Origin of the sequence: Thalassotalea loyana, assembly GCF_030161435.1 — a bacterium.
GTDB lineage: Bacteria > Pseudomonadota > Gammaproteobacteria > Enterobacterales > Alteromonadaceae > Thalassotalea_G > Thalassotalea_G loyana.
On sequence record NZ_BSSV01000003.1, the window covers coordinates 70,015 to 83,945 of the forward strand.

Here is a 13,931-nt window from a genome sequence, read left to right on the forward strand (position 1 = left end):
TTTTGCCTTATTTTCACTCATCCACGCGCAACAGCATGATATTTTTAGCCAACAGGTAATTAGAGACATTCGGTAACAAACTCCCTCATTTACATTTTGCTTTTGATTCGATAATAATACGACTCTTGTTTACCAACGTTTACTGTTAATAAAGGATTATTGAATGCACGCGATTCGACAAGCAACAAGCCAAGATATAGCCCGGATGGCAGAAATTGAAGGCTTATGTTTTCCCCCTAAAGAAGCGGCATCCTTGCAAGCATTTCAACAGCGATTTAAGGTATTTCCAGAATGTTTTTATGTACTTACGATAGGCGAACTTGTCGTTGGTCATATCAATGGTTGCATTAATCATTCACCCGAGTTACCCGATGAGTTATATGCAAAGCCTGAATTACATTGCCCAGATGGTGATTTTCAAACCATCTTTGGGCTTGCAGTAGACCCCAATTATCAAAAACGTGGCTATGCGTCACAGTTAACTGAACACTTTATTAAGGTGAGTCAAGCGAATGGACGCAAAGGTATCATCCTGACATGTAAGGATTACCTTGTCCCGTTCTACAACAGCTTTGGCTTTGTTCATCAAGGAGCGTCTTCCTCCAGCCACGGCGGAGCCAAATGGAATGATATGTTACTCACTTTTTAGCATTACGAGACTACAATGAAAGAGAAGCTTTTTGTTTATGGCACCTTGGGACCAGGTCGACCAAATGAACATATTATGAAAAACATAGGTGGTGACTGGCATGAAGGTCATGTTTACGGAACACTTATTGAAGCTGGCTGGGGAGCTGATTTAGGTTACCCAGGCATATCACTTAATCGTCATGGCGATAAAATATCAGGTTTTATTTTCAGCTCTGACAATCTACACAATCATTGGCAAATGCTCGATGAATTTGAAGGCGAAGGCTATTGTCGGGTTGAAACCGATGCTACCTTGATTGATGGTACAGTCGTTAAGGCCTATATTTACGCATTACGCGAGGCGCAGTAACGCTGACTTAAACATTACAAGGATGAAAATGTGAACATTAAACACCCCTTAACAGCTACCCTACTCTTGTTACTTTGCGGATGCACAACTGGTGAATTGTATTACACCAAAGATACAGGTGAACGAGTACTTGCGTGTGAGGTCGAGTTTACTGGCTTACCCAGCGTTGATAAACATGCGGTTGATTATGCATTAAGCCTATGTGCAAAAAACGCAGTAAAGAAAGGTTACACAGTAGATCCTGAACAAACGTATTTAGTGACAATAGATACCAATATTCCGTCAGCACCATGTAATCAGGCATGGGACCACAAAATAGCAAAAGCTCAATACAGAGATGGCCTGCTTTCAAAGAAAGAATACGGCTATATTGTTGCCCATATTGATCTTGGCCTAGCACAAGTCAATGAATGCAATGTATCAGTGTCATACAACACAGGAGAAGCGCGTTGAAATCCCCAGTAACTCGCTTTAAACACGGCGCTTTAAAACCAGCCTTAATGAGCCTATTCGCGATTACCTTTTTCACGTCGTCAGCTAAAGCACAAGGATCGTTCGACCCATCAAGCGCTTGGCAAGAGCTAGAAAACGTCATTACAACGCAGTATGCCTATTTAGATAGGCATAATGTCGATGTCCATAAACTCATTGCCGAGTATCAGGCAAGAGCCAAATCAGTAAAAACACACGCGGAGTTTACCGATATCGGCCAGCAATTCTTGCGTCATTTTTACGATCCTCACTTGAATATGGGGCCCTATAATGAACTAGATTACAGCGTATTTCCTACTGGCTCAGATATAAACGCGAGTTATATCGATGGACACTTTGTCATTCAAGATATTAAGGCAAACAGTGCCGCAGATGCAGCTGGTTTGCGTCCTGGATATAAGATCATCTCTATCGATGGTTTATCTGCTCAACAGGCGATTGAAAAAGTTTTTGGCCAGCAACTAGCACAACTCACCAAAGAACAAATTAACTATGGTTTGAACATTAGTCTTGGCGGGCTTAGAAACGCAACAAGAAACATCAGCGTAGAATATGATGGTCAAATGAAGTCCATTGCCTTGGCTGCAACCTATGACGCGATCAATTCCTTGAATAATGGCCCAGTCATTAGCTTTGAAAATTTTGAAGGTATTGGCTACGTTCGCTTTAACAATGCACTAGGTAATCAGAAAACAGTCACAATGTTTCAACAGGCATTAATCACTCTCAAAGATACCGATGCCTTAATTATCGACTTACGTAACACGCCGAGTGGTGGTAATACGGGGGTTGCAGAGCCAATACTTGGCCATTTTGTAACTTCGAAAAAAGTCTATCAATTATATCAAGTCCAAGAATCCGGCACGCCCTATATAAATGCCACTCGACAACAAGCGCATGTCACACCAAGCCAACCACATTACGATAAACCATACGTTGTCCTTGCTGGACACTGGACAGGGAGCATGGGAGAAGGTATGACGATTGGTTTGGACGCTATTGGCGCTACAACGGTAATTGGCGCACCAATGGCCGACTTACTTGGTGGCATTAAAACCGTCCAATTACAAGAAAGTAACAACTGGTTAGAGCTTGGCTTTGAACGCTTATATCACGTAAATGGCACTTATCGTGAGGACTTTGTGCCTCATCAACGTGTTAACCCTGCTGATAGAGACAAAAATGGTAACGACCCTGCATTGCGCTTTGCAAAACAATATCTAAAACGCCTATTAAACGCACAATGATAATCACCACCGTTAATGAATTACCAAAGGCTAACTTAAAACGCTCACTAAAAGGACCAAGTCATGCTTCGTATATTATTACTCTTCGTAATCGTCACAAGTTTTACGTTAAACGCTGAACCTGTAGACAAGAACGTGCAGGCCATAGAACGAGCAATACTCGACTATATTGAGTCACAACACCAATCAAATCCTGAAATAATGAAACGAGGCTTAGACAAGAAGCTTGCAAAACGCACTTACTGGCAAAGTAAAGACGGGCAAGAATTCGTCCTTGAAACGGACCATGACACCATGGTTTGGGTGGCAGAAAACTACAATAAGAATGGTGATAAGTTTCCAAAATCGCCAACCGTTAACATTGATATTCTAGATATTGATCAACGGGTTGCTTCCGTTAAGTTAACGGTAGACGATTGGATTGATTACATGCACCTATATCAAACCGACAAAGGAGAATGGAAAATAATCAATGTCCTTTGGCAGTTTCATGACACGAGAAAACATGTGAGCAACTAACACTTTTCCGTTAATCAAAAATGATTTACGAAAGACGCACGCTAGATGCTAAGATAACACTAACTTATTAATTTTATTTATCTATTCAATGTAAACTGGATGAAGAAGATGTATCAAGGAAGTTGTTTGTGCGGCAACGTACAAATTCAAATTACAGGAAAAATAAGTGACATTATCCATTGTCACTGTTCGCTATGCCGAAAATCAAGCGGTACTGCCTATGCAACAAACGGATTTGTTAATACAGAGGATTTTCACATTGAACAAGGCAGTGAACATCTCGGCCAGTTTGAAATCAAGCCAGGAAAAATTCGTCACTTTTGCAAAACGTGCGCATCACCCATATTTAGCTCAAATGCCACTGATCCAAGCCGTATCCGCTTGCGATTAGGTATTTTAGATTCTGATATTTCAGAACGACCTATTTCCCATAATTTTGTGACGTCAAAAGCTAATTGGGACGACTTACATGTAACATTACCCCACTATGAAGAACATGAACCTAGTAGAAATAAACAAAAAGCACTATAAATCCCTCGCGTTATTTGGCTTACTTGCACCAATAACCGCCTTTGCAAAAGGTGGAAAGGTGTTCGACACGTTTCCTGAAAAAATTATGCCAGACGATGCTTATGTGTTTTATTCGCACGGCTATATTGTCGAAGGTGATAATCCAACACCAGAGCATCCTGAATGGGGAGTCTATGACTTTCCACAAGTCAAAGCTAAGCTCTCAGATCCTAGTTACAATTTGATTGCATACCACAGGCCGAAAAATACCGAGCCTTTTAGCTTTGCAAAACAATTAGCCGATGATGTTAGAAAGCTGCTTGCCGCAGGTGTAAAACCCCAGAATATTACCCTAATTGGTTTTTCTCGAGGTGGCGCTCTATCGATACTGACAAACCATGAGCTTCAATTACCAGACATAAAAACAATTATTCTCGCCGGCTGTGCCGGACTTGTTGCTAGTCATAAAGCAGTGAAAGTCACGGGGAATGTGTATTCTATTTATGAAACGTCGGATCAAGTCGGCTCATGTCAGTTTTTGATCGATAGAAGTGACAAGGTCAACACATTTAACGAAATAGCCATTAGTACTGGTAAGTCACACGGCGCATTTTATTTACCGCGAGAAGAATGGTTAACACCCGCTAAACAATGGATAAAACATGAAAATTGAAGTTATCGATAACCCGGATCAAACGCTAGTAGATTTTTTAAGTAACAAAATCAGCGAGTTCAACTGGGCTCGTTGGGAAGTAAAAGAGCGCCTACCACTTGCTATCCAGATTACCGATGATAAAGGTGATGTCATTGCCGGTGCAGCGGCTAGAACATTCGGTGATTGGTTACTGCTCGATACTCTCTGGGTGTCAGAGGCTTTACGTGGCCAAGATATGGGTAGCAAGATACTCAAGCAGCTTGAAGCTTCGGCCAAGTCAAGAGGCTGTAAAAAGTGCTTACTTGATACATTAGATATCCAAGCAAGACCATTTTACGAAAAGCATGGTTACAAGGTTGAATGGACCCAAGAAGGTTACCCAAAAACGGGTTGTAAGTATTTCATGGTGAAAGTACTTTAAACAGGTCAATTTGATTACCAAATTTTTTCATTACATAAGGAAGCAAACATGGAACAGGCTCAATGGGAGAAAGTACGCACTAAAGGAAAATTGCGATTTATGATTGTTAATGGTGCATTAATTTGGGGCATGACCACTGCATTTTTCTGGTCAATTGTTATGCACTTTTTTCAGCCCATAGAGCCATTTTGGGTGAGACCCGCCATTGCATTGATGACCTTCCCTATTGGTGGGTTATTCTGGGGTTGGTGGGTTTGGCGAAATTCAGAAAAGAAGTTTCAATCCAATCCTTAGCTTCAATAAAACCGCTAGCTTCCAGGCCATTATTATACCGCTAATAATAGCGGTATAGCGCTTATCTGTCTTCCCCACTTTTCTTTTTCATGTTTTGTTGGCTTGTCATCTCGCCAATCTGTCTATTAGTGCTTCATTAAAGTCTCCATGTAAGATGCTTTGGCTTTAATCAAGGCTTAACAAAATATTAACAAAGCAATCATAAATCTTTAAAACACTTTACTTACCATCTGGTCAGCTTTTGTAGTTAAAAAAGTTTAAAACAACCTAATTAATAACCATAAGTAAGGTAAAAAAATGAAAAGCCAATTAGCGATTGTGTTAGCGAGCTTAATGCCGCTTTCAAGTCATGCAGAATTGTTCATTTCTGAATACATAGAGGGAAGTGGCTATAACAAGGCATTGGAGATCTACAACCCAAGCCAATCAAACGTAGACTTATCTGCCTATCAATTTAAATTATTTCAAAACAGTAACAACACTCCAAGCTATACAATCAACCTTAGCGGTAACATAGCACCAGGAGGAACCTATGTTGTTGCGCATCAAGACATCTCTGATGATAGTCAAGTTGATCTGTTAGTAAACAACTTACAACACAACGGTAATGACACCATTGTTTTATACAAAAATGACGTGGTTATTGATTCAATTGGTAAAATCGCCGAAGGAATTAATTGGTCGAACAACGGCGTTACGACCAAAGATCGTTCATTGGTGCGAAAGTCAGATATTGCTAATGGCGATAGTAATCCTAACGATGCGTTTGACCCGTCTATTGAGTGGGAGTCATTTCCTAAAAATACCCTTGTAAATCTTGGCAGCCACAACTTTAACGGTGTTATTGATGATAATGACGGTAATGACAATGGTGGTGATACGGATAACGGTTCTGGTGGTGATAACAATTCAGATAATGCCGCTTCATGTGGTGACGCGACGACGTTAATTGCTGACATTCAAGGTGAGAGCTCTTCAACACCGCGTAACGGCGAAACGGTTTGGGTTGAAGGTATTGTAACGATCAGCCTTCAAGCGTCGGGATACAATGGTTTCTACCTACAAGATTTGCCAACGAATACAGATTCTCTCGCGACAACGTCAAATGGTATTTTCGTTTATCATCCTGCTGACAATGTAACACAAGGTAGCCATATTCGCTTCCAAGCTAAAGCAGGTGAATATAATAATCAAACACAGCTATCGAATGTTAGTGAGTTAACAGTATGTCAGGCGTCAATAGACCTTCCAGCTCCGGTCGCGATGAGCTTACCTATGCTCGATAGTGAAAGAGAGGCATTTGAAGGAATGCTAATCACATTACCACAAGACATGTTCGTAACTGACACTTACAACTATGGCCGTTATGGTCAAATTGGTCTTGCAACAGAGCGTCTTTACAACCCAACGCAGATCGTCTCGCCAGGTGAAGAATCTAACCAAGTTGCCAGCTTAAATGATAGCAAAACAGTATACCTAGATGACTTAAGTACTGAGCAAAATCCATCTTCGTTACCTTACCCAGCACCAGAAATGACGCCAAACAATCCGTTGCGCTCTGGAAATACAGTACAAAATATTACGGGTGTTTTGGCATACAGCTTTGGTAATTGGGTTGTATTACCCATTTCAGATGTTAACGTGATTCAAACTAACCCTCGTACAGCTGAGCCAGTACTCGCTGCAGAAGGTAACCTGAGAGTCGCCAGTTTCAACGTGCTTAACTATTTTAACGGTAATGGCCAAGGGAGTGGATTTCCTACAGCACGAGGTGCAGATACATCGACTGAATTTGATCGTCAACGAGATAAAATCATCAATGCGATTAGCGCATTAGATGCCGATATCATCGGGTTAATGGAGATTGAGAACGATGGTTACGACCAGTATTCAGCGATTGCTGACTTGGTTAACGGGTTAAATGATTCACTAAGTACTAATCAATACAGTTTTGTCGCGCCATCTGTTGCAAAAATAGGTACTGACGAGATCGCGGTTGGCATCATCTACAATCATGATGTTGTTTCGTCAGCGGGCTCAGCACAAATCTTAGACAGCAGTAATTCAGTAAAAGATGACGCAAACAACCCATTATTTATTGATAATAAAAACCGCCCGGTATTAACGCAAACGTTCACATTACTTGAAAATGGCCAATCAATCGCCGTTGCTGTTGCTCATTTTAAATCAAAAGGTGGTAGCTGTGATTCAATTAACGATCCAGATACTGGTGATGGTCAAGGAAGTTGTAATATCACGCGCACAAAGGCGGCTCAAGCTACCGCAGCATTTTTGCAATCAAACTTCGCGGACACGCCTACTATCCTCATTGGTGATTTAAATGCATACGCAAAAGAAGATCCATTAACAGCCTTAAATGCTGAAGGGTTTAATGACGTCTTTACAGCATTGGAGAAAACTCAGGTATACAGCTATATCTTCGGTGGTGCGCTTGGTCAATTGGATCATGCTTTGGCAAATTCAGCATTAATGCCAAGTATCATTGATGCTCAGTTCTGGCCAATTAACGCCGATGAGCCTCGTGTACTTGATTACAATATTGAGTATCAAAGTGCTGATGCCCAGGCTAAGTTCTACGCTAACGATGCATTCCGCTCTTCTGAACATGATCCCGTCATCATTGAAATTCAATTGAACGCTCCTGAAGTATTTGGTGATTTTGATGGTGACCAAGACATCGATCGCAATGACGTGAGTATGTTTTACCAAATGCTACGTCGCCAAGAAATTACCGATATGCGTTACGACTTCAACAGTGATGGCCTACTGAATACGAGAGATGTACGAGGCTTAATGGGCTTATGTACCTACAACCGCTGTGCTAGCCAATAATTAAAAGGAAAAAATCATGAAAAAAATTATCGCACTACTATTTGCTCTACAATGTTTTGCCGCAAATGCATCGCTCATCACATTTGATTTAAGCAATAACACACCAATTGCTGGTGACACATTACTTGTCGACATTGTTATTAACAACATTAACGCGGATGCCGCAGAACTTACCTTTGACATTGACTTTGATGATGTTGCGCTGAGTTTTTTGGGCTTTACCGTAGCAGATGATGTGGTGAATTTTGGTGGCTTTGGCTCTGCCGACGAAGACTTGTTCACTACAGGGATTTTAAATGTGGGTGCATATTGGTTTTTCGCTAGTGATAAACCAGGTACGAGCTTTACACTCGGCCAGCTATCATTTGATGTAGCCGGCACGCTACAAGAAACGTTCTCTGGGTCTAATTTTTTTGCAGCTGACGAATCTTACAACCAAATTAACGCTCAATCGTTACCTCAAGTACCCGTGCCAGCACCCGCATCATTCGTGTTGTTGGCACTGGGATTAGTCGGATTAAGGTTTATTAAAAAGTAAATTTTACCCATGAAAGACAAGAAAAGGCGCTACGATTAGCGCCTTTTTATTGTATAATTGTCGCAAGCTAATGCAGTGAACAAGCGGGCATCTCTGTCCAATTACTGCATTCCTTTTATATGCATATCATGGAGCGTTATGCAAAAAAATAACAAAAACCTCATTTCCATTATTTGTTTTGTGCTTTGTGCATTGATCACGTTTTCTACCGCGTTTGCACATTTGTCCTGCCTTTATTTTGGTCCTACTTGCTATAGTGCACAAATGGCGCCCCCCATTATTGTTGAATCGGCAAAAACAGGCACATTAATCGCGCCCCTAGGCAACCTAATAGTATCAGGCATATTCATCAGTTGGGGACTACTTGCTTTATCAGTTTCAGGCTTATTTAGGGATATCCCGTACGCGAGACACGTTTGCGCCTTAATCGCCTTTTTATGTGTGATTAGAGGGTTACTCCCTATTCAACTCTGGTTAAGAAAACCTGAAAACATAGACGCTATTTCAGTGATAGTAGGTTTTGTTTGGTTATTAACGGGGTTGCTTTATGCCGTAGGACTACTACTAAACAAGCATTCACAAAAGTAAGGTTTTAAGCGAGTTCCAATGAAGAGAACATTATTTTCCCTATTAGTTTGCCTATCATTCATTCCACCAATCGATGCTAAGTCATGCGACATTAACGGCGTGTGGAAACATGCGGATAAAGAAGCTTGGTTGGAAATCAATACAATAATGAAAAATATTGTGGTGAAAAAGCACCAGAAAAACTCTAGCGCTGAAGGGCTAACGGTAATCAAGCATTTGTTGAAAAAACCTCAAACCCTGAACACTTGGCAAGGTAAAATTTACGATGCCTCTACCGATAGTTTTGTAGAGATTGAAATAAAAACTAACAAATGCGAAGTATTAACGATTAATCACCATAAGCTAGAGTTATTTCAACTGTTAAAAGTTCAACAAGGAGAAGAACAAAGATGAATACAGAAAAAGCAATTGAATCAGCATACAACGCCCATATAGCTTCATTATACAAAGGCTTGTCTCAGGCGGTTTTATTAGCAAATTCAGATGAAGAGCAAATTTTGGCAGCAGAAGCACGTTTCACCAAAGGTTTAGCGCATGCGGCTGACATTCGTGCGCGTGCAAGGCGACTTGCTGGCTTCGAATAAACCTTAGCGTTAGCTTAGTGTTGTTTCGTTAAATAAGCTTGATAAATTAATTAACCAATTCGGCGCATTAAAAACTCCAATATCGGTCAGGATATTGGAGTTTTTTATCATTGATGATCACAAATCCCTTGATGGCTTACATTAAATATTTCGCGTGAAAGCCTAAATGCTCTTCAATAAAGCTCGCGATAAAGTAGTAACTATGATCATACCCTTCCTGCATTCTCACCGTGATATCACCTTCAAGTTGAGCTGCAATATCAATGAATGTCTGCGTGTTTAACTGTTCAGCTAGGAATTGATCAGCATCACCTTGGTCAATTAAGATGGGTGTAGATACAGTGGCTGATTTAAGGAGCTCGCATGTATCATAAGCAAACCAGTCTTGCTGGCTATCACCCAAATAGGCGGTAAATGCTTTGATTCCCCAAGGACATTTTATTGGGTTCACGATCGGGCTAAATGCCGATATTGACTGGTAGCGAGTATTGTTGCGTAACCCTATCATTAACGCACCATGTCCTCCCATACTATGTCCAGAAATTGATTTATTCTGGTTCACGGGAAAATGTCGCTCGATCAATGAAGGTAACTCGGACGTAACATAATCGTACATGTTAAAGTGCTCAGCCCAAGGGGCTTGTGTTGCATTCACGTAAAAGCCAGCGCCCTGACCCAGATCATAATGTTCATCGTCGGCAACCCCCTCTCCTCTTGGACTCGTATCCGGAGCAACAATTGCTATCCCAAGCTCTGACGCTACCTTGAAAGCGCCTGCCTTTTGCATAAAGTTCTCATCAGTACACGTTAACCCCGACAACCAATACAATACTGGTACGTTATGGGCTTCTGATGCGCCAGGGGGTAAGTAAACTGCAAACCGCATTTGACAATTGTTAGTAGATGATTGGTGACTGTATTGCTGATGTAAGCCACCAAACACTTTGTTTTCACTTAGTTTTTCCAACATTGTTGTTTACTGCCTATTTATCCATATGAATAACGCTACGAATACTTTTACCCTCGTGCATTAAATCGAAAGCATGATTGACTTCATCTAACCCCATGGTATGCGTAATAAACTCCTGTAAACCAAAATCACCCGCCAAGTATTGCTCGACAATTGCTGGCAATTCTGAGCGACCTTTTACACCACCAAATGCCGTGCCACGCCATACTCGACCTGTCACTAACTGAAACGGTCGTGTAGATATTTCCTGACCTGCACCGGCAACACCGATGATCACAGATTCGCCCCACCCTTTATGGCAGCATTCAAGTGCTTGACGCATTACATTCACGTTACCAATACATTCAAATGAGTAATCTACGCCACCGTCAGTAATGTCAACAATGTGCTCTTGAATTGGCTTATCTACATTTTTTGGGTTGATAACGTCAGTCGCGCCAAGTTGTTTAGCCAAATCAAATTTGCTGTCATTAATGTCTACACCGATGATACGACTCGCACCAGCCATACGAGCACCAATAATCGCCGATAAACCAATACCACCAAGGCCAAATACAGCAACCGTATCACCTGGTTCAACTTTCGCAGTATTTAATACCGCCCCCATGCCTGTTGTCACGCCACAACCTAACAAACACACTTCTTCTAATGGTGCTTGCTTGTTGACCTTTGCAAGTGAGATTTCAGGTAAGACTGTATATTCGGAAAACGTTGAGCACCCCATATAGTGATATATCGTTTCACCATTAATGGAGAACCGTGATGTGCCATCAGGCATTAAGCCTTTACCTTGAGTCTCTCGTACGGCTTGACATAAATTTGTTTTACCTGACTTACAGAATTTACATTCGCCACATTCAGCTGTGTAAAGTGGAATGACGTGATCACCAACGGCAACACTTGTTACGCCCTCGCCAACCATTTCAACGATACCGCCACCCTCATGACCCAAAATCGAAGGGAATATGCCTTCTGGATCTTCACCTGATAAGGTAAACGCATCAGTGTGACAAACACCAGTCGCGACGATACGAATCAGTACTTCACCTTTTTTGGGAAGTTCAACGTCCACCTCTTCCATTTTTAAAGGTTCACCAGCAGCCCAAGCAACGGCCGCTTTTGATTTAATCGAGGTTTGTCCAGGTTGTAATTGCAGTGTCATAGTATTTCTTCTTAATTTATTTCGTTACGATGTCATTATATTTATTTCTAATTAATTGATAATATACTGTTTTTGAAAAACATTATTACTATTTAGTAATAATGTTTTATTTAGTTAAGACTACAGAGACAAATATGGCAAATTGGGACGGAATATCTGAGTTTGTTGCGGTTGCAGAAACCAATGGTTTTACCAGCGCGGCCAAAAAACTAAATACCTCCGTGGCTCACATTAGTCGTCGAGTGGCGGGATTGGAAACAAGACTTGCGACTAAACTACTAAACAGAACAACACGAAAGATCACCCTAACAGAAGCGGGTATTCTGTATCTCGAACATTGCACAAAGCTGGTTGAAGGACTTGAAAATGCTGAGTTATCGCTATCTCAACTTCAATCATCTCCTGAAGGCAAACTCACAGTGACAGCCCCTGTAGCGTTTGGCGAAAGACATATCGCGCCAATAATTAATGACTTTATGGCGCAATATCTCGGCGTTCGTGTTGAACTGATATTATCCAATGATCGATTAGACTTTTTTGAACATGGTATTGATGTCGCCATACGCTTAGGAAATCTTGAAGACTCAAGCTTTATTGCAAAAAAGCTGGGGAACAGACAACTCTTTTTATGCGCTCATAAAAGCTATTTAGAAAAATATGGCTCACCGACAACACTCAGCAGCCTTAAGTCACATCGATGCCTTGTTGGCTCTATTGATCATTGGCGATTCGAACAAAATGGCCAAGAAAAGCTAGTTAAAATAAATGGTGTTTTAACATGTAATAGTGGTCCCGTATTATTGGATGCAGTTCACAAAGGACTGGGAATTGCGCAGTTACCAGGCTATTACGTTAAAGACGACGTTTTAGCGAAAAAGTTGATTGAAGTTTTGCCAAGTTTTAGGCCACAAGATGAGGGAATTTGGGCACTCTACCCCGACAAAAAGCATATGCCGATGAAAATTAAATTATTTATCGAATTTATTGCAAATAATCTAAAGGAAAAGCAATAGAGAGGTATTAGCGACAACTAATACCTCTCAATTAAATTACAAGCTTTTTACGATGTCTCTAACTAGGTCAGGACCTTCGTAGATAAAACCAGTGTATAGCTGTACAAGCGATGCACCAGCTTCCATTTTAGCTTTAGCATCTGCAACACTATGAATACCACCGACACCAATAATTGGCATTTTGCCGTCTAACGCTTTTGCTAACAAACGAATGACCTCGGTACTCTTGTCTGTAACAGGCTTACCACTTAAACCACCCATTTCATTACCGTGCTCTAGGTGATCAACTTTATCACGATCAAGTGTCGTGTTAGTCGCAATAACGCCATCGATATTATTAGCCACTAAACATTCAGCAATAGATTCAATTTCTTCGATTGTTAAATCAGGCGCGATTTTAACAGCAACGGGTACATACTTGCCGTACTGCTCTGCAAGTTTTGCTTGCTCCGCTTTTATTTCTGATAGTAATTCGTTAAGCGCTTCACCATATTGTAATGAGCGTAAACCCGGCGTGTTAGGCGAAGAGATATTAATAGTAATATAGCTCGCTACGTCATATACCTTACGCATACAAAAGATATAATCATCTTTAGCTTTGTCTTCTGGCGTCACTTTGTTTTTACCAATATTGATGCCAACAACACCATCAAAGTTAGCTTTACGTACTTGCTCAACGAGGTAATCCACACCTTTGTTATTGAATCCCATACGATTAATAATCGCATTTGCTTCTGGCAGGCGGAAAATACGAAGTTTCTCATTACCAGGTTGAGGTTTAGGTGTCACCGTGCCCACTTCAACGAAACCAAATCCCATCCCTGTAAATGCATTAATGCATTCACCATTTTTATCCAAGCCTGCTGCTAAGCCCACAGGGTTTGGAAACTTAATCCCCATGACTTCTACTTCTTTGTTTGGCACACGTGATTTGTATAACCAGCTTAGAGGCGCCTGCCCCATATGCTTTAATGAGCCAATCGTAAAATCATGGATTTTCTCAGGATCAAATTGAAATAGAACTTTGCGAATTAATGGATACAAGGTACAACTCCGGCTTTAAAAATTGATGCTTATTTAGGATA

18 protein-coding genes are annotated in these 13,931 nt (G+C 41.0%); 15 read left to right on the forward strand and 3 right to left on the reverse strand.

The annotated features are described in order from the left end of the window. The first annotated feature begins 163 nt into the window (after positions 1 to 163). From QQK05_RS07970 to QQK05_RS08035, 14 genes are all read left to right on the forward strand, one after another. Positions 164 to 649 carry a GNAT family N-acetyltransferase gene (locus QQK05_RS07970; protein WP_284297373.1) on the forward strand — a complete coding sequence of 162 codons (486 nt, stop codon included), beginning with the start codon at positions 164 to 166 and terminating at the stop codon, positions 647 to 649. A 15-nt stretch (positions 650 to 664) separates the two neighbouring features. After that, positions 665 to 1,000: a gamma-glutamylcyclotransferase family protein gene (locus QQK05_RS07975; protein WP_284297374.1), complete on the forward strand. Its 336-nt coding sequence runs from the start codon at positions 665 to 667 to the stop codon at positions 998 to 1,000. Positions 1,001 to 1,030: 30 nt separating this feature from the next. After that, entirely contained in the window at positions 1,031 to 1,453 is a 423-nt protein-coding gene (locus QQK05_RS07980; RefSeq protein ID WP_284297376.1) for a hypothetical protein, read from the forward strand. Then, positions 1,450 to 2,739 (forward strand): S41 family peptidase, encoded by a 1,290-nt coding sequence (locus tag QQK05_RS07985; protein WP_284297378.1) that lies wholly within the window; start codon positions 1,450 to 1,452, stop codon positions 2,737 to 2,739. The genes QQK05_RS07980 and QQK05_RS07985 overlap by 4 nt, the downstream gene beginning before the upstream one ends. A gap of 63 nt (positions 2,740 to 2,802) precedes the next feature. Further along, positions 2,803 to 3,258, forward strand: a complete 456-nt coding sequence (locus QQK05_RS07990; RefSeq protein ID WP_284297380.1) for a nuclear transport factor 2 family protein — start codon at positions 2,803 to 2,805, stop codon at positions 3,256 to 3,258. A gap of 108 nt (positions 3,259 to 3,366) precedes the next feature. Continuing rightward, positions 3,367 to 3,789 carry a GFA family protein gene (locus QQK05_RS07995; RefSeq protein ID WP_284298067.1) on the forward strand — a complete coding sequence of 141 codons (423 nt, stop codon included), beginning with the start codon at positions 3,367 to 3,369 and terminating at the stop codon, positions 3,787 to 3,789. Next, on the forward strand, positions 3,755 to 4,441 hold the full coding sequence (locus QQK05_RS08000) for an alpha/beta hydrolase (RefSeq protein WP_284297382.1): 687 nt from the start codon (positions 3,755 to 3,757) through the stop codon (positions 4,439 to 4,441). The genes QQK05_RS07995 and QQK05_RS08000 overlap by 35 nt, the downstream gene beginning before the upstream one ends. After that, positions 4,431 to 4,844: a GNAT family N-acetyltransferase gene (locus tag QQK05_RS08005; protein ID WP_284297384.1), complete on the forward strand. Its 414-nt coding sequence runs from the start codon at positions 4,431 to 4,433 to the stop codon at positions 4,842 to 4,844. Before QQK05_RS08000 ends, QQK05_RS08005 begins: the two co-directional genes overlap by 11 nt. Before the next feature lie 48 nt (positions 4,845 to 4,892). Continuing rightward, complete coding sequence (locus QQK05_RS08010) at positions 4,893 to 5,138, forward strand: hypothetical protein (RefSeq protein WP_284297385.1); 246 nt, start codon at positions 4,893 to 4,895, stop codon at positions 5,136 to 5,138. Positions 5,139 to 5,435: 297 nt separating this feature from the next. Continuing rightward, a complete protein-coding gene (locus tag QQK05_RS08015) occupies positions 5,436 to 7,991 on the forward strand; it encodes an ExeM/NucH family extracellular endonuclease (RefSeq protein ID WP_284297387.1) in 2,556 nt (851 codons plus the stop codon). A gap of 16 nt (positions 7,992 to 8,007) precedes the next feature. Beyond that, positions 8,008 to 8,529 (forward strand): hypothetical protein, encoded by a 522-nt coding sequence (locus tag QQK05_RS08020; RefSeq protein ID WP_284297389.1) that lies wholly within the window; start codon positions 8,008 to 8,010, stop codon positions 8,527 to 8,529. Between the two features lie 138 nt (positions 8,530 to 8,667). Further along, positions 8,668 to 9,117, forward strand: coding sequence for a hypothetical protein (locus tag QQK05_RS08025; protein WP_284297391.1), 450 nt, complete (start codon positions 8,668 to 8,670; stop codon positions 9,115 to 9,117). Positions 9,118 to 9,135: 18 nt separating this feature from the next. Beyond that, complete coding sequence (locus QQK05_RS08030; protein ID WP_284297393.1) at positions 9,136 to 9,510, forward strand: hypothetical protein; 375 nt, start codon at positions 9,136 to 9,138, stop codon at positions 9,508 to 9,510. Then, positions 9,507 to 9,701: a hypothetical protein gene (locus QQK05_RS08035; RefSeq protein WP_284297395.1), complete on the forward strand. Its 195-nt coding sequence runs from the start codon at positions 9,507 to 9,509 to the stop codon at positions 9,699 to 9,701. The genes QQK05_RS08030 and QQK05_RS08035 overlap by 4 nt, the downstream gene beginning before the upstream one ends. Before the next feature lie 136 nt (positions 9,702 to 9,837). Here QQK05_RS08035 and fghA read toward each other — a convergent pair whose 3' ends face one another. Continuing rightward, positions 9,838 to 10,671: an S-formylglutathione hydrolase gene (fghA, locus tag QQK05_RS08040; RefSeq protein WP_284297397.1), complete on the reverse strand. Its 834-nt coding sequence runs from the start codon at positions 10,669 to 10,671 to the stop codon at positions 9,838 to 9,840. Between the two features lie 13 nt (positions 10,672 to 10,684). Next, a complete protein-coding gene (locus QQK05_RS08045; protein ID WP_284297399.1) occupies positions 10,685 to 11,833 on the reverse strand; it encodes an S-(hydroxymethyl)glutathione dehydrogenase/class III alcohol dehydrogenase in 1,149 nt (382 codons plus the stop codon). Between the two features lie 134 nt (positions 11,834 to 11,967). Here QQK05_RS08045 and QQK05_RS08050 point away from each other — a divergent pair, with 134 nt between their 5' ends. Next, on the forward strand, positions 11,968 to 12,846 hold the full coding sequence (locus QQK05_RS08050; RefSeq protein ID WP_284297402.1) for a LysR family transcriptional regulator: 879 nt from the start codon (positions 11,968 to 11,970) through the stop codon (positions 12,844 to 12,846). A gap of 36 nt (positions 12,847 to 12,882) precedes the next feature. Here QQK05_RS08050 and pyrD read toward each other — a convergent pair whose 3' ends face one another. After that, a complete protein-coding gene (pyrD, locus tag QQK05_RS08055) occupies positions 12,883 to 13,890 on the reverse strand; it encodes a quinone-dependent dihydroorotate dehydrogenase (protein WP_284297404.1) in 1,008 nt (335 codons plus the stop codon). Positions 13,891 to 13,931 lie beyond the last annotated feature (41 nt).